30 protein-coding genes are annotated in these 24,565 nt (G+C 29.1%); 5 read left to right on the top strand and 25 right to left on the bottom strand.

What is annotated here, in order from left to right; all coding sequences use genetic code 11:
- Window positions 1-24: 24 nt before the first annotated feature.
- The 11 genes from QH639_RS19435 to QH639_RS19385 all read right to left on the bottom strand — a co-directional run bounded on the left by QH639_RS19435 (window position 25) and on the right by QH639_RS19385 (window position 12,135).
- A complete protein-coding gene (locus QH639_RS19435) occupies window positions 25-1,473 on the bottom strand; it encodes a hypothetical protein (RefSeq protein ID WP_281115056.1) in 1,449 nt (482 codons plus the stop codon).
- A gap of 31 nt (window positions 1,474-1,504) precedes the next feature.
- Entirely contained in the window at window positions 1,505-3,031 is a 1,527-nt protein-coding gene (locus tag QH639_RS19430) for a hypothetical protein (RefSeq protein WP_281115055.1), read from the bottom strand.
- A 44-nt stretch (window positions 3,032-3,075) separates the two neighbouring features.
- Window positions 3,076-4,065: a DUF7487 domain-containing protein gene (locus QH639_RS19425; protein WP_281115054.1), complete on the bottom strand. Its 990-nt coding sequence runs from the start codon at window positions 4,063-4,065 to the stop codon at window positions 3,076-3,078.
- A 43-nt stretch (window positions 4,066-4,108) separates the two neighbouring features.
- Window positions 4,109-4,291, bottom strand: coding sequence for a DUF5659 domain-containing protein (locus tag QH639_RS19420; protein WP_281115053.1), 183 nt, complete (start codon window positions 4,289-4,291; stop codon window positions 4,109-4,111).
- A gap of 14 nt (window positions 4,292-4,305) precedes the next feature.
- Window positions 4,306-6,093 (bottom strand): hypothetical protein, encoded by a 1,788-nt coding sequence (locus QH639_RS19415; RefSeq protein ID WP_281115052.1) that lies wholly within the window; start codon window positions 6,091-6,093, stop codon window positions 4,306-4,308.
- Window positions 6,086-7,009, bottom strand: coding sequence for a hypothetical protein (locus QH639_RS19410; RefSeq protein ID WP_281115051.1), 924 nt, complete (start codon window positions 7,007-7,009; stop codon window positions 6,086-6,088). Before QH639_RS19410 ends, QH639_RS19415 begins: the two co-directional genes overlap by 8 nt.
- Window positions 7,010-7,288: 279 nt before the next feature.
- Window positions 7,289-8,473 carry a metallophosphoesterase gene (locus tag QH639_RS19405; protein WP_281115050.1) on the bottom strand — a complete coding sequence of 395 codons (1,185 nt, stop codon included), beginning with the start codon at window positions 8,471-8,473 and terminating at the stop codon, window positions 7,289-7,291.
- Between the two features lie 11 nt (window positions 8,474-8,484).
- On the bottom strand, window positions 8,485-8,694 hold the full coding sequence (locus QH639_RS19400; RefSeq protein WP_281115049.1) for a YonK family protein: 210 nt from the start codon (window positions 8,692-8,694) through the stop codon (window positions 8,485-8,487).
- A 133-nt stretch (window positions 8,695-8,827) separates the two neighbouring features.
- Window positions 8,828-9,127 (bottom strand): HU family DNA-binding protein, encoded by a 300-nt coding sequence (locus QH639_RS19395; protein ID WP_281115048.1) that lies wholly within the window; start codon window positions 9,125-9,127, stop codon window positions 8,828-8,830.
- Window positions 9,128-9,349: 222 nt separating this feature from the next.
- Window positions 9,350-11,902 carry an RNA dependent RNA polymerase gene (locus QH639_RS19390; RefSeq protein WP_281115047.1) on the bottom strand — a complete coding sequence of 851 codons (2,553 nt, stop codon included), beginning with the start codon at window positions 11,900-11,902 and terminating at the stop codon, window positions 9,350-9,352.
- 50 nt (window positions 11,903-11,952) lie between these two features.
- Entirely contained in the window at window positions 11,953-12,135 is a 183-nt protein-coding gene (locus QH639_RS19385) for a hypothetical protein (RefSeq protein WP_281115046.1), read from the bottom strand.
- Window positions 12,136-12,482: 347 nt separating this feature from the next.
- Between QH639_RS19385 and QH639_RS19380 the strand changes: the two genes are divergently transcribed.
- Window positions 12,483-12,683, top strand: a complete 201-nt coding sequence (locus tag QH639_RS19380; RefSeq protein ID WP_281115045.1) for a hypothetical protein — start codon at window positions 12,483-12,485, stop codon at window positions 12,681-12,683.
- Between the two features lie 1,029 nt (window positions 12,684-13,712).
- Here the strand turns inward: QH639_RS19380 and QH639_RS19375 are convergent.
- The 14 genes from QH639_RS19375 to QH639_RS19310 form a co-directional block, all read right to left on the bottom strand.
- Entirely contained in the window at window positions 13,713-15,572 is a 1,860-nt protein-coding gene (locus QH639_RS19375) for a hypothetical protein (protein ID WP_281115044.1), read from the bottom strand.
- A 28-nt stretch (window positions 15,573-15,600) separates the two neighbouring features.
- Window positions 15,601-15,786 carry a hypothetical protein gene (locus tag QH639_RS19370; protein ID WP_281115043.1) on the bottom strand — a complete coding sequence of 62 codons (186 nt, stop codon included), beginning with the start codon at window positions 15,784-15,786 and terminating at the stop codon, window positions 15,601-15,603.
- Between the two features lie 66 nt (window positions 15,787-15,852).
- The gene (locus QH639_RS19365) at window positions 15,853-16,104 is read right to left on the bottom strand and encodes a hypothetical protein (RefSeq protein WP_281115042.1); all 252 of its coding nucleotides are present in this window, start codon (window positions 16,102-16,104) and stop codon (window positions 15,853-15,855) included.
- A gap of 160 nt (window positions 16,105-16,264) precedes the next feature.
- On the bottom strand, window positions 16,265-16,741 hold the full coding sequence (locus QH639_RS19360) for a hypothetical protein (RefSeq protein ID WP_281115041.1): 477 nt from the start codon (window positions 16,739-16,741) through the stop codon (window positions 16,265-16,267).
- A gap of 113 nt (window positions 16,742-16,854) precedes the next feature.
- Window positions 16,855-17,160, bottom strand: a complete 306-nt coding sequence (locus tag QH639_RS19355; protein ID WP_281115040.1) for a hypothetical protein — start codon at window positions 17,158-17,160, stop codon at window positions 16,855-16,857.
- 3 nt (window positions 17,161-17,163) lie between these two features.
- Window positions 17,164-18,297: a hypothetical protein gene (locus QH639_RS19350; RefSeq protein ID WP_281115039.1), complete on the bottom strand. Its 1,134-nt coding sequence runs from the start codon at window positions 18,295-18,297 to the stop codon at window positions 17,164-17,166.
- A 268-nt stretch (window positions 18,298-18,565) separates the two neighbouring features.
- Window positions 18,566-19,117, bottom strand: a complete 552-nt coding sequence (locus QH639_RS19345; RefSeq protein ID WP_281115038.1) for a DnaJ-like cysteine-rich domain-containing protein — start codon at window positions 19,115-19,117, stop codon at window positions 18,566-18,568.
- An 81-nt stretch (window positions 19,118-19,198) separates the two neighbouring features.
- The gene (locus QH639_RS19340; RefSeq protein ID WP_281115037.1) at window positions 19,199-19,690 is read right to left on the bottom strand and encodes a hypothetical protein; all 492 of its coding nucleotides are present in this window, start codon (window positions 19,688-19,690) and stop codon (window positions 19,199-19,201) included.
- 256 nt (window positions 19,691-19,946) lie between these two features.
- A complete protein-coding gene (locus QH639_RS19335) occupies window positions 19,947-20,093 on the bottom strand; it encodes a hypothetical protein (RefSeq protein ID WP_281115036.1) in 147 nt (48 codons plus the stop codon).
- A gap of 37 nt (window positions 20,094-20,130) precedes the next feature.
- The gene (locus tag QH639_RS19330) at window positions 20,131-20,346 is read right to left on the bottom strand and encodes a hypothetical protein (RefSeq protein WP_281115035.1); all 216 of its coding nucleotides are present in this window, start codon (window positions 20,344-20,346) and stop codon (window positions 20,131-20,133) included.
- 73 nt (window positions 20,347-20,419) lie between these two features.
- A complete protein-coding gene (locus QH639_RS19325; protein WP_281115034.1) occupies window positions 20,420-20,605 on the bottom strand; it encodes a hypothetical protein in 186 nt (61 codons plus the stop codon).
- Window positions 20,602-20,970 (bottom strand): hypothetical protein, encoded by a 369-nt coding sequence (locus QH639_RS19320; RefSeq protein ID WP_281115033.1) that lies wholly within the window; start codon window positions 20,968-20,970, stop codon window positions 20,602-20,604. Before QH639_RS19320 ends, QH639_RS19325 begins: the two co-directional genes overlap by 4 nt.
- Window positions 20,971-21,049: 79 nt before the next feature.
- Window positions 21,050-21,280 (bottom strand): hypothetical protein, encoded by a 231-nt coding sequence (locus QH639_RS19315; protein ID WP_281115032.1) that lies wholly within the window; start codon window positions 21,278-21,280, stop codon window positions 21,050-21,052.
- A gap of 38 nt (window positions 21,281-21,318) precedes the next feature.
- The gene (locus tag QH639_RS19310) at window positions 21,319-21,774 is read right to left on the bottom strand and encodes a hypothetical protein (RefSeq protein ID WP_281115031.1); all 456 of its coding nucleotides are present in this window, start codon (window positions 21,772-21,774) and stop codon (window positions 21,319-21,321) included.
- A gap of 748 nt (window positions 21,775-22,522) precedes the next feature.
- On the opposite strand from QH639_RS19310, the gene QH639_RS19305 reads away from it, so the two are divergent.
- From QH639_RS19305 to QH639_RS19290, 4 genes are all read left to right on the top strand, one after another.
- Window positions 22,523-22,849, top strand: coding sequence for a hypothetical protein (locus QH639_RS19305; protein WP_281115030.1), 327 nt, complete (start codon window positions 22,523-22,525; stop codon window positions 22,847-22,849).
- 562 nt (window positions 22,850-23,411) lie between these two features.
- Complete coding sequence (locus tag QH639_RS19300) at window positions 23,412-23,621, top strand: hypothetical protein (protein WP_281115029.1); 210 nt, start codon at window positions 23,412-23,414, stop codon at window positions 23,619-23,621.
- 95 nt (window positions 23,622-23,716) lie between these two features.
- A complete protein-coding gene (locus QH639_RS19295) occupies window positions 23,717-24,064 on the top strand; it encodes a hypothetical protein (RefSeq protein ID WP_281115028.1) in 348 nt (115 codons plus the stop codon).
- A gap of 306 nt (window positions 24,065-24,370) precedes the next feature.
- A complete protein-coding gene (locus tag QH639_RS19290) occupies window positions 24,371-24,547 on the top strand; it encodes a hypothetical protein (protein ID WP_281115027.1) in 177 nt (58 codons plus the stop codon).
- Window positions 24,548-24,565: the final 18 nt, after the last annotated feature.

The raw sequence follows: 24,565 nt of genomic DNA, 5'->3' as shown, positions 1-24,565 counted from the left end.
ATTCCTCCAATTATTATGTATTTTTTATACTGAAAATCTGCTATCAAAGTCATCACTAGACGGAATTAAATTTTCACGTTTGCTAGAAATTTCTCTGATAACAGGCTTTTCCGAATTTGTTTCTTTGTTCGACACAACCATATCAACTAACATTGAGTTCAATTGAAGAATCGCATTAGTACCTTCTTCATTTTCATAGATTGCTTTATTAATTAATTCTTGTACTTCTTCTGATTCAAATTTTTCTTTGGCACTTAGTGCTTCAAATTTACCTTCATAAAAATCTTTCTTCTCATTTAAAGCCTTTTCTAATTCTTGTTGTTCGAATTGTTCTTTGAATGGAGTGAGCTTTTCTACTTTTGAATTTAGTTGAATAATTGTTTCAGATGCAGTATTAAATTTTTCTTCGATTAACTGTTTATCGCTTGTGACCGTATTTAATTGTTTTTCTAATTCAGTTACTTTTGATTCTTTTTCATTTAATTGAGTAGATAATTCTTTCACCTCATTTTGAATTGATTCGAATTGACTTACTTCAACCCAATCACGTTTAATAGTAACCTCTACTTTTGAATCACCGTCAATAGTAATCGTGTCGTTTTCACCTTTAGAATAATTAAATTTAAAATATTTATCATATTCTAAATTATCATCCTCATCATATTTATATGTATTAACTACAAAATATGTCTCATACACATCTGAAATATAAGAGTATTCTTTTTTATCTAAGAATGATTCAAGTTGCGTATAAAGTAGGGAACGAACATCATTATGTGATAATTCGTACACTTTCTTAAAGAATTCCATATTTTCTTTTTCCTCCTCTTCTTTCTGATTAATTGCATGTGCAACTAATTTTGTTAATTTTGATACATCATAAGCTGGATATATTTTATTATGTTCGCCTCTATTTTCTGAGTTTAGAATACAGTGACCCTCATATACATAATCAAGTACTTCAGTAATTCCATTTTCAACTTTATAAGCGTCATATAATATTTCCATACTAGATGAAATGTTAATTCCTTCGTCCGCCCACTCTTTTAATAATCCAACTACATTAGGAAACCTAGAAGTCCATAAAATACCTCTTCCAGCTACTACTTCTTTTTCATTTCCATCTTTATCAACAATAGTTTTAATATAGGCATCTTCCGTAAATACTCCGATAGGTACTGTATTCATTGCTATAAACTCACTACCATCTTCACGACATTTATCTATGTATACTTCATGAGAACCTAACGCATCGTCATTAGCACCTTCTTCTGAAACAGGGTAATATCTAGCGACTATAGGCATTCCATTTAGAGTGTGCAATGACTTTTTAGCAGATTCTTTGGAGATGAATGCATAATTACTTGATACGTCAAAGTCATGCATTATGAATTCTACTTCAGATTTTGTAGGATTATCTGTGTCAGTAATTGAGTTTAATTGTATTTCAAATAAATGTCTTTTTTGCTTCAATATCTCACCTCCTTCAAAAGACTAATCACTTTTATTCAGGTAAATCATTACCATTCCCTGTCTTGGATTTAATTGTATTATCATTATCTGGACTATCTATTTCTGGTCTTCCATTTTTATCGTTCGTCATGGTATGTGTGCTTCTGTAAGGTTTAATTCTGTCTTGTAAATTAAGCTCTTCAGTTTCATAGATAGTTTGCTCAAAGAAGCTCTCCCATGAAACGCCATCTAGTTGATCTACAACATGCTTAATTGACCATCCTTTGTCATTCAATCTCATTAAAATATCCACTTTCTCTTTATGAGTAAGTGGAGTTGATTTGTCATATTCCATTACAAAATTGTCTTTTTGAGAAGAGGGAAGAATTAGGTTGATTAATTTCTGATAACATTCTTGTTCGATATCTTCTAACATTACTCCAAGTCTCTTATAGAAAGTATCAAGATTGAGTTTAGATGCACTAAAGTTACCGCCATCACCATTCAATAACCCCCCTGATATACCGTATGCAGTTTTAATATCTGAATTGACATTTCCATACTTCTTATCACCTAATCCATCTGTAGAAACATCTGGGAAGTCTAACTTGGCAAAGTCTGGTATAGTTACTACAGTTACTCCTTTAGTATTACTTTTCTCTAATGCTTGTTTAACTCCAGAGTGAACTTTCTGTTTCACAGCTTTAGGTAGTTTCAGATTTGTCATTGTGTCATATTTTTCATTACCATTCACACCTACAGTTAATACTGCAACAGCATTAATGATTTTATTAGCGATGGAATACTCTACATCTTTCAATTTCTTCTTATGTAATACATCATATAATCCAGAGGTTACTAAAGATGTACCTAAGCCTTGATTTCTTTTTAATGTTCCAGTTCTCAAAACAAATGTTCTATCTTGTGGTAACTCTTTATATTTGTATTTTGAAGTATCGGTTTGATATTTCTCAAAATCTTGTATTGTTAAGTATGGTGACATGTTGTTAAATTGTTCATTACGAAAATCATCTTGTAATTTTGAGAAATACTCCATATCAATAACACATTGCCACTCACCATTTTTTCTATAAGCAGGGAATGTCATTCTCACATCATCAAACACATAAGGATAAATATTGTTTTTATCACCTAGCCAAATTCCAACTAACGTTCCAGACGCTGATGTTTGTTTAAGTAAATCACGAGTCAAACGTTTATGTTTAATTTTGTGGAGTGCTTTGTTAATCATTCCGATATATTTATCTGTGTGTTTATTCTTATCGAACGAATCTATTTTGTAATTTAAAGAGGGAAGTGCTTCTATTAATTCGAATAATTGATGTATTTCACCTGATGAAATATAATAATATTGTGCTAAATCTTCAATTTCTTTTTGAAAAGTATCTGGATTCGAGAAATACTTTTTAAGCGTTTCAGCATCCACTTCATCAATTATTCCTTGTGAGAATAAATTGGTAACAAATCCAGAAACAAAAGTGCTAATATAGTCGTTATAATCATTCACCATTCTTTTGTATTCTTCCGTCTCTGTATCTATTTGTACAATTTCTGACATTCATTCACCTCCCTGTGATATATAAATTTTTAATTATTCATTATTTACAGTGCTAACTTATTGATTTCGCCATAATTATAGTGAATTTCACCTTTAGAGGTTTCTATAATATTTTCATCAATTATAAAATTTATCCAATTATGACCTTCTTTTATCCAATTCGTTCCTATTTTCAATATATCCATTAGAACACTATCTTTAGGTAATTTATCATAATTGGAAATTATTCTCATTGACTTCCAACCCAAATGCTTTAATGCAAAATATCTTTTTCTTTCTTTTGAATCAAATTCTGTTTGACTTACATTATCCTTCTTTACACATAAGTCGTGACCACTTCCATCATATTCTATGTATATTTTTTCGTGTAGAAATGCAATGTCTAACATTGATTTTCCAACAGGATAGTTTAACTCTCCACCATATAAATCATGAATATATTTTTGTTGTCTTGATGTCTTGGTAGTTCCATTTTCATGCATCGTTGTATTTTTCTTACTTTGAACTATTTCTGATTTATTAGGACTGTCAACACCATATTTCCTTAATGACGTTTCTCTAGATTTCATTAAGTATTCTTCAGTTTGTGTGTAATTTTCAACTCCATATCTTAACAACATAGTTTCTTTCCTTTTTTCTCTAACTTTATTTGATTGGAGGGAATACTCTACTCCTAGATTTATTAAATTAGTTTGTTTGACCTTTAAACGAACGTCATCTAACTGAGATACATTTTTAACTTTATATTTAAATAACAAAATTTCTTCTCTCTTCGCTTTCATACATTCAGTGTTACTGCAACAAGATTTATTTATAGTAGAAATTGATTTATTATAATTAGAGAAGGAGGTATCGTATACATCGTTACAGTATTCACATATTGCTTTTATATTAGCTCTACTATTTTTTGATAAATCTTCGACCTTCACAATAATTTCATCTTTGTATTTAGTGAATTGATAACCTTTGCTTTCGTAGTATTTTTTATTACTTACATTCCATTTAATACTTACATATTGATGATTAACTAACATTTAGTTCATTCCTTTCATATTGATGACTAAATAAAAAAGGCTACTAATTGTGTAGCTCCTTGAATTCATTTATTGATTTTTTAATATCTTCATTATCATTAAAATAATAAACATTCAATTTTCGTTCTTTGCTATTTTTTGAGATACCAATTTTTTGTAATACAAACCCTTTATACATCAAAAAGCCAGCTAACTTGTTATTAAATATAGAGATGTGCTTAATCATTCAGTTCTCCTTAGTCAAAAATATACTATTGAATCGTCCTCTTCATACATGTTCGTTTCTTCTATTTCTTTTTCCAAAAATAAAAAGATATAATACAATGCGTAAGCTAATGCAGAATATCTATCTTTATCAATCTTTCGCTGAACCTGTTCTACTGTTATAGACTTTTGAGTTTTCTTTAATTTCAAATTCGATATCTCATCAATTAGTCTTTGAGTATGTAGTCGTGCTTGTTCTTCAATCACTAAACTATCATCGCCATGTACAGATGTTTTCTTAATCTCATCATTAACTTTCAAAAGTTTCAACTTTTCGGTTTCTACATAGTCAATAAATGTACGAATAATGTCATCATTGATTCCAGTTGCAGTTAAGTCGTATATAATTTTTATTGCTTTGTCATGGTCAGGTTTTTGGTCAGTATTTATAGTATCAAAACATCCTAACTCTTCATTTGTATCAGGGTCAGTAACATCTTCCAATAATCTATCTATTAAACCTTTACCGATTACGTTTCCGTCTATTACAATTGCTTTTACACGAGATTTAGTTAAATCTTCGTTACCTCCGTACCTTTTGAATAACTGCTTAACTAAAATACTTTGTTCCTTAAAGTTTAATCCATTAGGGGGTTCTATAATATTAACCAATTGTATTTGTCTAATTAATCCTTCTGAATTTCTGATGATTTTTAAAACAACTATAGCAGTTTTATTATTACTTTGAGCAGATGAACGAGCTACGTCAACACCTAATACATATTCGTTTAATTCTAAATTACCACGCTTATCTCTTGGACATTCTAGTTCTGCTTTAGTAATAGTTCTTAATTTTAAAAGTTTACTAATGTTCACTAAAGCTCCATCAGTTGCACCAACCCACTTTGATTCATAATTCATAGCAAATGCAGTGGCTGAGGTTGTAGGATCATTCTTCTTTGCTAATAACTGATTTCTAGTTTCTCCACGACCATAATGACAAGGCAATTCCCAACTAGCACCTAATACTATTTTTCCTTTTAATTCAGCCATTTCTTTAATCATATTTAAAATACGATTAAACTCATCTGAACCACGATAACCAGAAGTTGTAACGAAATTTATCATTCCGTTTAATTCGTATGGACTAATGACTGCTTGTTCGCCAATAGTTCTTCTAGGTACGTTTACAACAGGCTCAAGCACGTCTTTGAACAGTTCATTATTTAATAATGCAGATTCTTCTACATTTAACCTATGTCTACGTTGTCCTTTTGTAGATTGAGCATTGGCTAAAATAGAATAAGTACCACCTGATTTGAAAATTACTTCTACACTATCTTTACTGAAACTTGATTTAGTTATTTCATTTAATAGTAGTGGGAATTTTCTAATCAATTCTTTATGCTTATCTTCACTAATAGAGGCTGCATTTTCCTTTGTTTGAGCAGACATAGAGAGATTGACATCAGGAAAAAATACTCCAGTATGATAAATTGACATTAATTCAATCATCGTTTTTCCGAATCCACGAGGGAATACTCCGTATGTGCTTATAAATCTACTCAAACATCTTAGAAATACTCTTTGATCTAAATCTAATCTCATTCCGCCTTTTTCTGGCTTGATTAAATCGAACCACAAGTCAGGATAGAATCTCGCCCACTGAACAAACTCAACCCACTTGTTAAAATTGTCATCAAATGAATTCTTCTTTAAATCGTTTACTTTTACTTGAGAATTAAATGCTGGATTATCATTTGTTCGAGATGATTCTTTAGAGTATTTGAAATTATCATCTTGAAAGTTTTTATAGCTACTCATCTTCTTCACCGACATTAATTTGATTATCAGATTTTACACTATCATAATCTTTCTTACGCTCTTCATAGAATTGATATATTTCTTCATATTCAGCAGGTGGCAATCCTTGTAGATCACGTATGTAATTAATGTAAAGCCATAATGTAATGTCAACATCATCTTTAGGTTGTTTGATAAACTTTGGTAGTAGCGGAATTATGTCTTGATGTTCTTCCACCATACGAGCTAGTTGACCAAATCCATCTAAACCTTGTGATAAATCAGCTTTACTCATTTGACTTGGCTTTAATTTGCCTGCCTCGGCAGATTCTTTAGCCATAGCAGCCCATTCTTTAGCTTCTTTAAATTCACCTTTAGCTTTAGCGATAGTTTCTTTTACTTTGTTTACACAGTACTCACGTAAGTATTCTTCATGCATTGTAGTAGGTAACTGAAAACTTGGCTTTAAATTGATGAATTTCTTTTCAAACAAAATATACTCTTCATCTGGATAACCATATCCGTACTTTTCTTTTAATTCATCAAGAAGCAATTCATCTATATTATAAACCGATAAATTATCTTCTTGAGTAGTCACATCATCATTATCTTCCTTTTCGAAAATGCTTTGTTCCCATGTATCATGCCTATAATCTTTAGCGTTGATAAGCTTAAAATACTCGCCAATAACGTCTGGTTTCGTTAAAGCAGATTCAAATAGGTGTATATTGAACGGCTTATCTACTTGCCTTAAAGTATTCTTCACGCTGTCGGTATTATTATAGTCCGTATTATCTTTTAAGCATTTCTTACAAACACGCAAACGCTCATCAATTTTATCCATAGGACTATACGATTTATAGTAATCAGTGAGTCGTTTATTTTCTCCACACATGGAACAGTTTTTATATTTATCTTTATCTTGAATGACGGACAAATATATCCACCTCCATTAGTTATATGTATTTTTAAATATAAAAAACTAGGAATAATCCTACTCAAGCATCTCAGCTTTAACGCACACCTAAAGGAATGTATAATACTCCAAGTTAGATGTGCTAAAAGGTGAGATTTAGTATTAAATTCAAATTATTATTCATATTGTTATTATGTATTATTTTAAATAAAATAACCGTTTTAAGTAATTCTTTAAATTATGTATGTAAAAATAAACTTTAAATCTAACTTCGAATATTAGATTTCTCATATGTTTCACCTAATTAAATTCTATAAAGAATGTACCTTTACGACCTTTTTCAGTAATCCAGAGAAGCTTTTGATGTGCTTTACCTGTCATTCGACCATCTTTTGCGTAATCATCAACGCCTCCAAATGATCCGTTAACAATTAAGTCAACACCATGAACTTCATTTTCAAAATTCTTATGTATGTGTCCTGCAAAAATTGCTTTTGGTTTCTTGTCTAGCATTAATGAAAGATTATTAATTACAGTATTAACACTATCTAAATGACCATGAACACCGTAATATTTGTTTCCTAATATTTCAGCTACGATAATTTCACTATCAATATCATTTTTATGGAAGATGACATTTTCAAACTTTTCTAATCGCATTTCCATATACCACATAATAAAGCTATGGAATGATTCTGTGCGAACTTCCTCTTCTTTGCGAGCTGCAACACGGTCATGATTACCTTTTACATTATAGTAATGGACTGTTTCGAAATTATTTGCTAATACTGATACCAATTCACTTAAAGCTTCTGCAACTTTCTGAGTAGAAGTAACAGCATTCTCTGTTTCACTTAATTTTGTCAAACGGTGAATACATCCACTAATTACATCCCCAAGTTCAAATACATGAATTTCTTTTACATTTAACAAATCTTTATATTCAAGAACATCATTTCTAACCTGATTCAGACGTTCATAAAAGATTTCATCATTATATTTGTTCCAGTAGTTATCTGTTACCATACCTTTATGTAAATCACTTAATAATAAAGCCAACGCTCCTTTTGAAGTATGGGAGGGAAGGGGTTTAACCCATTGTAAAGGCTTATTGATATGTATATCGTCTTTAATTTCATCTAGTAATTTCTGAAGTAAGTTGTCTAGACGTGCTTCATGAGTCATATACCTACGTAATTCTCTACGTTCATCAGATAATTGAACTTTAAGTTTGAACAATTCCTTTTCTAATTGCTTCATTTCGTCTAATTGTTCATTTGTCATACCATCTTTAAATTTCTTTTCAAAATAATCTTTGATTTCTAAGAAGAAAATTGAACCTTTACGTAAAGTATCACGATGCATATTAAGATTTAAAACTTCCACAATATCTTGCCAATCATCATTAATAGCTCCAGTTAACTTTTCTTCAATTAAGCGAAACTTCCATTCCTGATTTGATTCGTTAGGGAGTTTATTTAGCATTTAATCACTCCTTACTCTTCAATTGGATCTAAATCTTTGTCTTCTTTAACGGTAACTGTTGTATTTTTACCATCAAATTCACGTAGTTTTTCAGTAATATTAAACTTTTCTTCTATTGTAGTTTTTGTAGCAGCATCTTTTTTAGATTCAGTGATGTAAATTTGATCATCTTCTACACTTACTAAACCTTTATAGCTCACTTGTCCTGAATATTTAGCCATAATTTATATCCTCCTGTTATCCTCATCTAATTTTTAATTAAAATAAAAAGGATAGAGAAGAGAAAGGGAGAGCCCTACCTCTAACACTATCCTCATACTAAAACGTCTGTACGATTACGCTAGCTATTAAAAATTAGCTATTTAATTCATCTTTGAATTTAGGTTTAGGTGCAAATCCTACTGTACGCTTTTCTGCAATTTGAATTTCTTCACCTGTTTGTGGATTACGACCCTTACGAGCTGCACGAGTTTTATTTTCTAATTTACCAAAGTTGAAGATGTCGATATCATTACCTTTAAGTAATTGTTCACGAATAACTTCAAATACTGTTTCTACTGCAGCTTTAGATTCTTTAGAACCTAATTCAATTTCTTTAACTTCTAATGCTTCTTTCAATAATTTACCTAATTCTGTAGCGTTTAATTTTTCCATCAATGATTTCTCCTTTTGTATATCTATATTTATTTTATGTATTTTTTGAATTAAAAAGGGGGATTTAACCATTTTTATTTGTACTTTAGCTTTTTATTCCTTTAACGAATATTCTTGGAAAACACCTACAAACGTTGATATGACGCTATTTGTAGCACTTCATACTCTTTCAAATATAACTATGTTATTGATGTATCAATGGTTCATTATTCGTCCAAAGCGTTACATATTTCTGAACTTCCTTACTCTCTCTAATGTCTTTTTCCGTTTTATGTATGTACCACAGTCATCGCAATATCTAAGTTGATTATTCACAGCTTCAATCCTAACGCCGCAACATTCACATTGTTTAGTTCCTTTTAAATTTTGTCTAAGATTTGATACTAATATATCACCATAGCAATTCCAAAGAGTAGTCTTATTTGGTGACTTAATGTTATCGTATAATTGTTTGACTAAAGAGTTTACTATTTTATTTTCATCTGATTCAATTTTAAATAATTCATCTCTTATATGTTTATAGACATATAACATTCCTTCAGTTTTATCTTTAATGTTTGCGTTCCTGATTATAAATTCTTTGTTTCTATTTAATCTACGATATGTTTCAACAACCTTTCTATTTACATACTCAATTTCTTCACTCATTAACATTTTATAATCAAATTCACCTGTAATTGCTTCGAATTTAATATTTCTATTAGGAATTATCTTTCTTAGTCTATTAACAGTGCTTTTTGTAATGTCAGAAACATTGTCTTTGTCTTTATTTTTAGCTTCAATAAAGAAGTAGGGAACTTTACCTTTTATACTCTCTTTAATTTTTTCTTCTACTTCTTCTGGACGTTTAGGCATATACAATGTTTTGGCATAATCAATTATGTAATTGTTTTCAGCAGTAAGCCATTTAACAACATCTAAATCAATCTCTTTTTCAGAATTAAATATCTTAGTGATATTATTACTAACTTCACCTATATTAGCTTTAAATGCTAACAATAGACTGTCATAAATCCTTGTATTATCAATTATTTCTGGTTCAGCAGAACCCATTTCATAATAAAGAGGGTAGATATCCTCCATATTTCTTTCTGCAATTGATACAAATAAATCATCTTGAATAACAAGAGCTTTATCACCATCGTTATCAAACTGTAGAATTTTAGAAATTGGATCATGAATGCTAGTGTAAATACCATTAGTAATAAACCATTTATTCATTTTATCTTCCTTTATGACATTACGTACACAATGTTCTTTATATAAGTGAGGGCTTCGTAAAATATCTACTTTACCTTCAGCATATACATTACAAAATACATCACCATTTGATAATAATCCTGTTGGTTTAACTTTGCCTAAGAATAGTCTTTGACAAAATGCATATAAGTCTGGAATCAGATAAAGATAACGTCCATTTATTCTTAATTTACCTGCTCTTGCATCGTTAACCATTGATTTTTTCTTATCTTTTATAACCTTTTTAGAATGTTCATCATTCAATAATTCTGGATAGAGGGTAAGTGCTGTTTGAAAATGATTTTTCTTTTTATTTGTGTCAGTAGCACCTAAAATTCTTAACATTGTTTCTTTATCATTTCCAACTTTTAAGATGTCTTCACTAGTAGCTTGAGATATCTCTTTTAATTCCTGATTCGATACATCTGTTAATGTCTGCAGCATTTGATAATTTAATGTGGCATTCTCACCAATATCTTCTTCATTTAACTTTACAGCTTGACAATTATTATCTTTAAATCTTCTTTTATAATCGTCCCAATCATCATAATATGCTTTCATTTTAAATTGAGATTTAGTGAATATGACTTGGATATCATCTTTAATGACATCCCATTCCTTACCATATATGTCCTTCACTTTAGTATTCCCATGTAATTTAGCAAACTCGTCAAATGGAAAGGGGACTAATAAACCTTTTACATAGGGTAACCTAGTCATAAAAGCTTTTTTTGATTTTCTAGGTAGTATCATTCCGCAGCCATCAGTGTGTTCAATTGGTACATCCATTTCTTTACGAGTAATCTTATAGGTATCTCGATCGATGTAATCAAAGATAGAATTAACTTTAGTCTCTAAATCAGGAACGACAATGGTTTTATCTATATCAAAGCCATTCCATTTTACACTTGCTGAAGCAGTTAAAGCTTTATAAGCTAATAATTTATTAACATTGCAGCCACCTTTACTATTTATCTCATCTATACTCAATCCACAGGTTAATGATCCTTCATACTTGTCCCATAGTGATTCTTTTATAAACACAACCTTCTTAGTTCTTATTTGACCTGCACTAGATGAAAAATAAATGTATTTCTCACCTTTGTAAGTAAATCCATCTTTCATAATATTGTTAAGTACACTGAAGTAAAAAGCTCTTACAATAAATAAATCGGTGGATAAACTATCTACCTTCATTCCAACTGTTCTAGTTAAAGCTGAATCAAACATTCCAATAATTCTATTGTCTGATAAGGAATCAATTCGTAAATCTCTTATACCTTTAAAATCATTAAGAAGTGAAGTAAGTTCTTTTTTATAATTATGTATGATTTTATTAATATTTTTTTTAGTTTTGATTAGACGTTCTTTACGTGTATTACGATTGTCTTTTTTCTTCTTAATTGCTTTATCTAATTTTCCTCTTAATATGTATAACCTAACTAATTTTTTATGTATTTCATGTTCCTTGTCAGTATAAAAGCTTTCTGTACCAATACTATAGATATAAACCTGTTTTTCTAAAGCACTTACCAATTAATCAACTCTCCTTTAATATTATTATTTTTTAATATGTATTTATTTAATTAAAATTTAGTGTTATACCATTTATACATACACTTTAATACAGATTTTAATTGTTCTCTAGAAATCTTCTTATCTTGTTTGAGTGAATAGTAGACATCTTCCTCAATAGAAGTAGCCATCTCCATTTGCACCATTTCCTCTAAATAAAATAAAACGTCCTCTTTGTTAAATTTTGTAGTCATATAAAATCTCCTTTTAAATTTTATTTTTTATGTATTTATTAATATTATAATGTAAAAGTTGGCGAAGTGACAGTCAAAGTTAAAAATATTTTTTAATATCCACTATATGAGTAGTATTAATTCAATAAAACCGTTAAAATCTATATGTTGGCAAAATTTGTATCGATTTTTTGTCGAATTATGTAGAAATATGTAATAACTGAATAGCTTTGATAGGTATTATGGTGTATTATTTAAACTGTAAGATTAATGTTTGTTTGTATAATAAATGAAATGAAGAGTGTTTTTCTTGTAATTTATAGAAATTATACCAATAATTATAACTGTAGAAAGGTGGAGTAGTATAAATGAAAGAAATAAAAACTGTTGATTTAAGTGAAAATGACTCAGTGAATTCAGCATTATTATTAATTATAAGTAAATTATCTATAACTCAACCTGAAGAGTCACTAAGGCTATTGGCAATGTGCGCCAAAGATGATCTCCCTAAGAAAAGTGTATTAAAGTATGCAATTGATATTGTAGAGAATGGTAGATTACTAAGTTAATATATTTTATCAATTTTATATTTTATAAGTCAAATAAATATCATAAGTTAATTTGTATGAATACTTAACAATTGAATAATAAGTAATTTTTGAACTCGAAAAGACGATAATCAATAATTTCATCTTTAGTCGATTGACTATGAAAATCCTGCTGCTGATATGTAGTGTTTATATGGGATTAGAGATGACTTATCGTTGTTTTTCGAGTTATTTTATTTTCTGCTGATTTAGATAAAAAAGTAGGGGAATAACCAGTGTTTATCGGAGTTTTATCCTTATTATAAAGATCAAGTCAATTTTAGTCGTACCGTTTTAATCGTAAAACTCAATAGTTATGGGCTTTTCAGGAGTAATTTTAGGTGAAATAGAGGGTAAAATAAGGTAAAGTGACTAAAGTCCTATGATGTTATATTCAATATTTACAAGGGTTTTGATGGTAATTGACGAATGTGAAAACGAATAAAGGAAGAGTGGGTGGTGGGTATAAAGTAATATGAAATTTAGCAAGTTGAAAAAATTGTCATGGTGTGTGGATGGAAGAGGTAGCCATGCTATCAGACACTCCAATTACTTCCAAAATGTTAACATACCCCCCCATATCCAGTGTTTATAAGGATATAATGTATATTATTTTACCTTTTATAACCAATTATTTACAGTAATAATCAACACCGATTGCAGCTAAATTTACATGTCAAAAGTAAATAAATACGAACATACGTTTTAATGTATAGGTAATATTACTCAATTATTTGACTGATATATTCGTTGTATAACATGTGTCGTGCGGTCAAAGACTTTTTTTCTATAATAAATTAATTAACATTAGCAGTATAAATGTATCTAATCACTCAATTGTGGATAATGTTAATAATCTGTGCATAACTTTCTTCATTATATATTTATTAATTTAAAATAACCAAAACAAAAAAAATAATAGCAGCAAGATAAAATAAACCATCTCACTACTATTATAAAATTTAACTACACTAAATGTTCTCTAAGAAATAGATAGTCTAGTACAGTCAATTATTTCTTTTTCACATACTTACTATTATCAGAAAATCTATCTTTCATTTCTATAATCTTATATCCAGAATTACTAAAATAATTATCTATAGTTTCTTTTTTATTATTATAATGATTATGTATATATCTTTTGAACGACTGACTAACTTCACTAATAGGTACAGGATCAACTATATTCATACTATTAATCACTTCAATAAAACTATCTAGCTTCTTGTCTCTTCCATAATCATACATGCTATATAATTTATACGCTACAGGTATATTTGCTTTGTTGTTCATATACATCTTATTAATACCTTCTAACAATGGTACATATTCATATGAATTACTTTCTCTTACATCATAATAAGCAAAGTATACATTTATCTTTTCATTACTATCTATATTACGTAAAGCTGTTCTATGTATTATCTGTAATATCTCTGCATATAGTTCTAGCTGATATACTTTCTCTAACCTTTCATCTTGAAACCATTTCCCATTGTCTTTGTTTTCACTTGTTAAAAGACTAACTTCATTATCATACAATGATATCGCTATTTCCTTGTAATGTTCTGCATTTCTTTTAGGTAAACAAGGAAGGTATAATGTAGTAATACTATTCAATGCATTCTTACCAGTGGTATTAAGTAAGTTCAACCCTTTTGTTTGTGATTGTTTATCATCTTTATATAATTGCATCTGTTCTTCTGTAATTGCTTTCTCTTTATGATATATGTTTATGTCGTCTTTCATGGGCAATAAAAATAAATCATTATGTACACGGTTCAATTGATTAATACGAGTAGCGATAGTTTTCTGTACTCCTTTATTGTCTTTGCTGCGAGCATATAAGGAAGTATTCATTTGGTCATTGTATAAATATAGTCTAGTGTAATTGTTTCTGTTCTTTACTTCCTTTAATTCATAATGATTCTGATAGGGAAGGTGAGTGATAGTAGCAGTACCATCAAATATAACCATATTCATTTTAAGTTTACTGTAATCAATATACTTAGAAACAATTATCTTTCGACCTGTCTTATTATATGTATAATCATCTATACGTCCATATCCTTTAGTTTTAAGTAGTTTCTTGAAATGTCTCAATGCATTTAGCGAATTATATTTATCTGTATTATCTGGATGATCTCTCATATCATTCAAGAAAGTTATTAAATCCTTTGTCTTGGTGCTATTCCATTCATCTTTATGAATTAATGTATCTGTTATATCTGTTGCATTGTCTGCTAATTGGCAGGATACAAGATAAATGACGTATGATTTATACTTTTGTATTGTTAGTGGTTTATACTTAAAAGGTTGTGAAAGGCTGTCGAACCATTCCAATACATTGTTATGACTTGTTATATCGTAGGTAACTGCATCATGGAAAGGTGGTCTTTCATCAATAATTAATTTCCTTTTTACTCTCATTCCATTATGTATATAGAATTGATAGTTGTATATGTTACCGAAATTTAAAGTAAGATTCTTTAATCTTTCATGTTGTATTATAACTATCTGATACTTAGATAAATCCATTTCGTATAACTCTTTATTATCTGCATTCAGATTTATTATTGAAGGATTAATTTTACTTACCTTTGTATATATTTCATGTGCAAGTTGCTTTTCTTTCACGCATAATAAAATAGGTTCGGTCTTATTCCATTTTAGATATGATGTTATGACAGTTGTCTTACCATGACCCATTGAAGCATTGCATACCCATTTAGTAGTGTATAATTCATTCTTATGATTATGAAAGTCTAGAAGTATATGCGCAATGTCTGAAAAAGCATCCTTATTAATATTCTTCTGGTGTTGAGGCGTTAAATAATTAATCAATTCACTTTTAATATCTGTATAATTCAATTTAATGTTTCATCTCCGTTTATGCATTTTATTTGTTAAAGAAATCACTGTACTCTGTTAAAGCGTTATTTAATTCCGTATTACGTTCATATAGCCAAAATGTACGGTCATCATTCTTATTCTTGGCTTCACATATGTAAGTAAATCCTTTAGTTTTAAATAGATACTTCTGTAGTGATGTTGAGTAACAAAAGAAGTATGGTTTAGTATTCACAATCAATCATCCTTTACGTTTTATGTTTGTATTATGCTGCTCGAGGCAGCATATCTTCAACTTAAATCACCTTTGACTATTCCTGCTATTATAAACTTTCATAACTTTATCTAATCTGTCACAACCATATGTATTTTCTACAATATAATAATACTTATTCCTTTTCTTAGCATACTTGAATCCTAACTCTTCTAATAATTTACCTTCTGCGTACTTACTATACCTACCGTCAGAACCATTTATCCATATCCAATTATTACTCTTACTTGCTTTAAATCCTTGCTCTGTACACTTGCTAATAATCTCATCAATACTCATGCAATCATCCTTTCTAATTTAAATTAATAATCAATAGAGAGTGGGGAAGAGAGGTTACTATGTATCAGCTCTAATCCAATTCAAATTATATTAAATCCTTTCTTTATGTATTTTTTTTATTTTGATTAGTAACGCAAAAGAAACCACCGATAAGGTGGTATTAAAAATTAACTCCGTATTCAGTTAGTGCTTGAGGTATATCTAATTTGAAATGACTATTGATGTTTGATCCATTAATGAAAATTATAACTTCTTCACCAAAATAACTTTTTAAATGTTTACTTAATAGTGGTAACATATCCATATAAAGCATAGCTATATAACTTTCATTTTCTAATTCATAAATAATACCTAGTGTACCATCAATTACTTGATAAGAAGGATCTTGTAAGTTGCCATCAATCTTGTTTAATAAGCTTCTTTCTACACCTGAATCATCCAGTAAGTCAGAAATAGCATTTAACTTTTGTACGAAACTGCCAGTAGCTGTATAAGAGATGCTTTGAACTATGTCTTCGATATCTGGATCATAACCATCTGATAAACAATCATCGATATACTTTTTTACTAATTCTTGATTAGTAAATTTTGAAATGATTTTATTTTCTACTTCTGATAATTTTTCTAATTTAAACATACCCAAGCTCTCCTTTATGGCTACAGTTGGTAGCACTTGTTTTATTTGTTACTTTAAGTATACCACGAAACAATGATAAGTCAACAACATTTTATGTATTTATTTATATAAAATTAAAAATATCTACTCAACCTATACACTAAACCATTGTCAAATTCAACCTGATACTCTGTCTCTGACACTTTATCCATAACAGCTACTTTACCATGTAATAACTCCATTCCTTGTAAGCCTTCTATCAACTCATCATTACATACAGTTATAAAATGTGTACGCATATCTTTATGCAGCGGATCGCATTTCCACGTCTCAAATTTTAACTTGGTAGGTGGAGTAGGGATAGTAGTCAAGTTAGTCATAAACTGCTTTACACGGTCTTTAAAAGTGTTATGACTGTGATAGTCTCTGCGTGTTACCATAAGTTATACCACCTCTTTATCAGATGATTTCTTAAAGTAGCTATTGTATATTTTCATTATTCCTTCATGATATTTGTCTGCTGATATTCCACTAAACCAAGTATGAACATCTTGACCATTTAAATAGTATTTTACATAGGATTCATTTTCTTTTATTTCTAGTCCATTTTCAACCATATACTTTAAGGTTTTAGAAGCTTCCAATCCTAAATTATGAATACGATCCTTTTCCTCCTGTTGTCGCTGTTGTTGAGCTTCGTAGCGTTCAATCCAAGACTTTAATTTATAATATCTATTTTCTTTATCCAATGAATTTGGAATTGACTCCAGATAATCGAAATAATCTTTTTTATCTTCATGCAGCATATTCACTTTGTCAAATATATAGCTATGCTCAAGTTGCTTTAAACGTTCATTTGTCATAGTAGAGTGCTTACTTGATAAAATCTTAGTAGTTGTTATTTGATTCTGTACAGCATGGTTAAACGCTTCGTTATAAGTGTTAAACGTATTGTTATTTAAATGGAATACTTCTGGTGTATCATTATCGTTCATAGTAATAGTTTCAGTAGCTTCTGCATCCATTTTAATTACAGGATCAACTTCAGTAACTTCATTTTGTAGGTATGCAACTGAACCGTCGTTGTAAGACTTAATAATATTTAATACTTCATTGATAGTTCTTTTAGATGCATGTTTGAACGTATTTACAACTAGATGATATAGTTCTTCATCTGTTTTATTTTCGACAGACTTACAAATATTTGTATACCTCGCTTCATAGTTTTTGATACCGTTAATCATATCAGATGCTTTTTGTTCGTCTTTTTCTTTTAGCTGCTCTTTGTATCGTTTAGCTTCATCTGATTTAATTTGTTTAGCATTTTGTTTTGCCTGTTCAACAAGTCTACTGTCCCAACCTAAATTCAAATTTTGCTTAAATAGAAAGTTCATAATAGTCGAGTGACGTTTAACCTCTTTTTTATTTCCTTTTAAATCCATAACCCAACCTTCCATGAAATAAAAATCGAAGTATGCAATTTGAACTTTGTCATAATATTCATTTTCAGCAAAAAGTTTGATTTTTGTTTCATCCTTAATTTCAGTAATTACGTAGTCAGTATTGTAAAGTTTCATTTTGTTTTCCACCTTTTATTTATGTATTTGTTTAACTAATTACTATTATACAGTATTCGCTGTATATTTCAAGTGAATTTATGTATTTATTAAAATAAAAAATCTGATGGTTATAGGCTTTTTAGATTGACGTATTTTAAGTGGTTGAGAAGTTGGGAAGGGTGTGTTGATCCTATTCAGTCAAAACTCCTTAAAATTGATTCTGAGCACTATTTTATAGTTATTTTATGAGAAGTAGGGGAAGTAATAAAAAAAAAGACTAACTTATTCAGCTAGTCAAGTTGAATTTTTTTAGTTGTTCAATAGCTTCATTTTCAGCGTTTAGAATCTTATTGTTCAGTGCTTCGATTATTTCTTTGTCTAATTCTCTTCCAGTGAACTCGAACGCTTTCCATAGGTTTATTTCGTCTTTGTAATGACAAGTAATTAAAGGAGTAACTAATTCCAATGTATTAGTATAATTAGTAACTTTAAAAGATACACTGTATACTTCATCTTTCTTTGTGAAGCTATTCCATTTAGTTCTATATAGAACATAATTATCACAAATTGTAAGGTGCTTATACATGAAGTTGTCGCCTTTTTCTTTATCTGGTTCAACTAATTCAGATGATGTTAGAACGTCTGTTATTGAACCTTCATAAAATTTAATGTATGTAGCAATTGATTTTTCTTTTTGAATTTGCATATTTTGATATGTTTCGTTTGATACTTTAATTTTACCTGATCCTTCACACTGAAAACATACACCGTCTGCAATGTGCTTATACTTTACTTTCCCTGAACCTTTACAACGATCACAAGTTATAGTATTTGTCATTTCCTGATCACTCCTTGTAATTACTTCCTATTAACAGTATACAAAATAAAAGTGTTATAGTCAATTGTATTTATGTATTTATTAAATAGTAACGCTTATATAATCATCTGGACATAATTCTAAATTATTTTTTAACTCGTTCAGATTATACGCTATAGTATTGACTTTATCTAATACTGTACCTCCATAAAGCATTTTATCTATAGCAAATTTTTTACTTTGAAGATGCTCTTTGTAAAAGTCATCTTCTATACATCCATCATAATTTTCACTGTATAATTTTTCTTTCCATCCTTCAAGTAATTGATTAAATGTAGTATTATAATGCTCGTATGACTGATCGAATTCACCACTTTTTAACACTTCTAATAAATATGCTTTTGATTTACCTTTGTAAGATACTTTAATTTTATTCTCTTTACACAGTTTAACAATTTCAGCATGTAGCTTTATTAATTTCTTTAAGTCGTGTTTAATGTTTTTCTTGTGCTTAATGTAAATCATGTCATAAGAAGAATGTACTGTTAACTGCTCATTCGATAAAACTAATTCTTTGATATTTGTTAAATTCATTTGTTTGACCACCTTAGTATGTATTTTTTATTTTAATGTTCAAAAGGAAATTGACTGTAAAGCCACTTAGTTTTTTATAAAAAGCATATATTATTTAATGTTATATTCGACTTAAAGGTTAATCTAAATAAATAACTATATCTAATTTACTTACTTAGATTAACCTTTAAGCAGTCAACTAAATGACTCATTTACTATTTCCTTGTCTTTATAATACTACAAATACTAATTTGTGTAAAGTGTATTATGTATTTATTTATATAATTTTTGTCATCAAGAATAAAGTAATCGATATTACATTTACAGTAACTCCAAATTTATAATAAGAAACTTTATCTTCTTGCGAGTCATCATCCATCCATAAAAAATCATCTAATACAGACTTAATTTTACCAATCATCATGATTCCTCCTATGTAAATTGAGAGCAAGGAACACCTCTCAATCATCAAATTTTAATTTAATATGCTTATCCACGTTATCAGCAACAACAATTAATTCATTTTGAATAACTTCAACAATAATACTGGTGTCATTATCTGCAGCTATACTTTTGATATCATCATTATATTTTTGGATCTTGCTGTATAATTCATTTGAGTTCTTACTTGCCTTTAAATCATCTATGATGTGTCTTAAATCTGCATATACTTTCAACTGTTCTACCTCCTTTTATGTATATTTATCTTCTAAAGGAGAGTAGGTGGAGTAATTAATATGATTATATTACTTAATCATTTATTTCTTTTATTGAGTCAATGTTTACTGAATCATAATCAATACCTAACTTATGAGCATAAAAATCTTTTAATTCATCAATAGCATGTTCTAATGACTCAGCATTAATATGACCTTCTGTATCGCCAAATAGTTCATGTGTAATAACATATTCAAAAGTCTTCATTAATGTACTCATTCATTAACAGCCTCCAATCCTGTAAGTTCCAATAGAGTATCATCAACAAACGTTCCAATAAACTTTTTACCATGATGAAGGGTAGTAGTGTTAATATAAAATGCTTTATCAATTTTATAATCATTAGTTCCAACATAAATTACGTTTTCATATTCAGCTTTCGGATCAAGGAAATAATGTCCTTCATCATTACTGTACATGTATAATAATTCAGTTTGATTGTCTTTTAATTTATTTGTTTGTATTGCAGTACATTTATTTGAAGTTTCTTTTATTTCTTTAGCTAAAACATCTGTATTTGTAGTTGTTCCAGTGAAAAGTGTAAAAGCTGCAGTGATTGAAAGTAAAATATTTTTGATTTTCATAATTAATTACCGTCCTTTTATATTTTATTATTTTAAATGAATATGGTAGGGAAATAGCTTTGATAATATTTACTTTAAACTAATAAACTTGATATACATAATCACCTAAAATATTGTGAGCTTGTGGTTTTGGTACATCAACGATCAAATAAGTTTTTATTTCATTGTCCATATCTTCATTTTTCTCTTGTTCTAATAGTGTAAAACCGTACTCCGCAAATAATGTCTCAATGATAATATTAGTCCGTTCAATTGCCTGTTGTACTGTTTCATTTTCTTTCATTTCAATATATAAATGTAATTCTGTCATTTTCCATTCCTCCAATTTAGATGAAATAGTATTTTTAATTAAACTGCAGCACTAATTTTTCGTTCCGCTGTTGATACAATACATTTAATATTGTTGAACGTTAAAGCCCAACTACGAGCTAGTAATTTGTTTTTCTTGTCTGTAAGTTTATCTTGTAACTTTAGTAATGCGTCTGACAGTAGATCTTTAACATTACTTAATTGTTGTGCTGCTTTCTTATAGTCTTCTTTAGCTGTATTAACTGCATTGGAAGCTAATTCTTTGAAATGTGTAACTAATTGAACAGTTGTTGAATTTTCAATTTCTAATTCTTTATTTTGATCCTGTATTATTAAGTTTGTATAATAATTAGTTAGCATTGTAATAATCTCATCTTTACGCATTTTGCGCTTTTCCTCACGATTGTACCAAGCTAAACCTTCTTTGTTTGCCTCTACTTGTAACTCCTTAGCTGTCATAGCAGATAGTGCGCTGATTTTGATTTCTAGTTTCATTTTTATTCTCTCCTTTTGTTTTATGTATTTATTTGTTTAACTTGAATTAATCTTATCATCCATTTAACAACAACACAATACTTTTTATGTATTTATTTATATAAAATTTCAAATGATGCTCAAAACATTGATATATCAGCGTTTCCAAGTAATCCAGATATCAAAATTTAAGTTTCTTCCTATTATAAGCGATTTTTCAACTTGTTGAACCGTAAGATCATCTCCGATTCATTATCACATATTCAGCCCACATTCTCTCCACGTTAACGAAAAGCTGCTACTTATTAAACTCTCTGCATTTTAAAAGCTTTAAATAGGGAGTATCTCCTCCAACAGAGATCAACCGTTAACATCAGGATGTATTTTCGCTGCTTATTCTTTCAACGGTAACCCATCTATAAAGAATAAAAACACAATAATGAATAGAATGGAAGTAATGACAAAAATTATAAAAATAAATACAGAAAACACTTGTATCTTACTTATAAGATATGTATAATTTACTTATAGCTTACAAGTAAGGTAAATTTTAAAGAAAACACCATTTACTTACTTAGAGTAAGGTTTTAGCTATTATTAGAGCAGTTATTATCGTGATTAACGATAAATTAAATACAGAATTATGTAATTTTCTATTGATGACCGGAATAATGTTATAAAAATAAGCTGATATTACAATTAAACGAGTTAAGTTGTTGTGATATAATTAAATCAATAAATACTAAAAACAATAAAGGGGATATGAAAAATGATGAAACAATTAAAATTAGTCGTAAATAATGCTGCGGATTATGGTACTGGGGTTAGTTATAATAAATATGAAGTATACAATTCACTACTACAAATGAGTAATGAAGTAAGAGAAGAGTGTATTAACAATATAAATAAAGAGTATGGTTTTGAATTAGTGGATAAGTATGATTTCGCACGATATGAAATTTCAGTAAATAACTCAGATGTAGAAGTTGAAGCTCCTGTATTATTTACACCAAGTTTTACAAAGGAAGAAGTTGATTATTATAAGGATCAAATGAAAGAGCTGCAAAAGGGGTACATGAAGTTATTAGCTAACTAAGTATATATTGTATTTGATAGATTGATGTAATTATGAAGTTAAAGATTGAGGTGGCAGTAAAATCAAAACTGTAGAATTAAAAAATCAAAATCGTAGAATTTTACATTTAGAGAATAAGGATATGTAGAATTTTTAATACGAATATAGAGATAGACAGAATCTTGATTTATTAATTGTATGATTTTGACTCAAACAAGTAACTTTTGTTTTTATGTATTAAATTACACTACATTATAGTAATATCATCATGTTATTATTATCATAACGAAAGAATTTCAAAGGAGGATTGTTTGTGTAATGCCCAGACCAAAGAGTAATTTGACTGGACAAATATATGGTAAATTAACCGTAATTAAAGAAAGTGAATCGAGAAATAACAAATCGTTATTGGGTATGTGAATGTGAATGTGGAAACACAACTGAGGTTCTTTACTTGAACCTTAAATCAGGTAGTACAAAATCCTGTGGATGCTTGAAAATTGGTAGAAAAAATTAAAGACGATAGACGAACACGCTGCGGGAAAGACATTGGATATATAAGAAAACGAGGGAGGAAAAGATAGTGAATAACGAAGAAATTAAGAAATGGATCGAGGATAATTTGGTTTTGAGGGATGAAGCTGAGACAATTACTGGTCAGTCTACTTCTGGGTTTGGTCAATCTGTAAGTGCAGGTAGAATTAAAGCATTTGTAGAATTTGGTACAAACAGAAAAACACGTTTATACCTCCGATCTGATCTAGAGGGATACGCAAGAAATAAAAGAAAATAAAGTTAAAGATTACTCTTTACATATCAATAATGATATGTTATTATTGATATAAGGTAAGGGTGACATGAGAAATAAATACAAAGGGGTCGAATGATATGTTAAAAAAGATCGTTGAAAATTTTTTAAATTCAAATGAAACTTACTTAGCAATACGTGCTGATGATGAAAATAATTACCAAGTTGGTGATATTTGCAAGGATTCTTTTGAATGGGATTATGAAAATGATTGTCCAACAGAAGAATCAATAGGAGGTACTTGCGGTACGCTTGTTGGTGACAAATGGCAAGATGAAGAAGAGTTAATTGAGAAACTTGAAAAAATAATTCAATTTAACAAAAGGTATGGTAAGCAACAGTACGTAATCGCTGGTGACAAACATGATTTTGGGGCTGATGAAGATGAGATTATTATAGAGTGTGCAACAGTACTATATAAGTTATAGATATTGGTGATGATATTAACCCAAGTGCAAAAATACACTTGGGTTTTATTTATTTAAAGCAAATTTACCAAACTTATCAATATTAACATTTTAGGTATTCTGAAATTCAAACTAAAATTAAAATAAAAAATACATAAAGTATTTGACTTCGAATTTTGGTGTATGGTAATATCAGGTTAAGAATAAATGGAGGCAACAACTGATTATAAGTGGAGTTATTTGTAATTGGAAGTTGTATACCATTTGAGCATCAAGTAAAATTGATCTATAAAAGTATAATATTATTTAAAAATTAGGAGTGGTATCTTGAAACTAGAAGAATTCGTTAACAGCGAGGTATTTGTTAATTATGTTAAAAATAATCCTGTAAAGCCTATCTGTATCAGTGCTTTAGGTGAGGTAAAATCTTTAGATACAGAGAATGTAGAGAGTTTAAGTAATATTGCTAGAAAACTTAAAAATGCAGTAAAAAGAATTAAGTAAAATCAGCATTTTATAAAA

The sequence above is a fragment of the Lysinibacillus sp. 1 U-2021 genome (genome assembly GCF_029916965.1).
Classification (GTDB): domain Bacteria; phylum Bacillota; class Bacilli; order Bacillales_A; family Planococcaceae; genus Lysinibacillus; species Lysinibacillus capsici.
The sequence above is the reverse complement of the archived record's forward strand: the minus strand, read 5'-3'. Positions and strand labels throughout refer to the sequence as shown.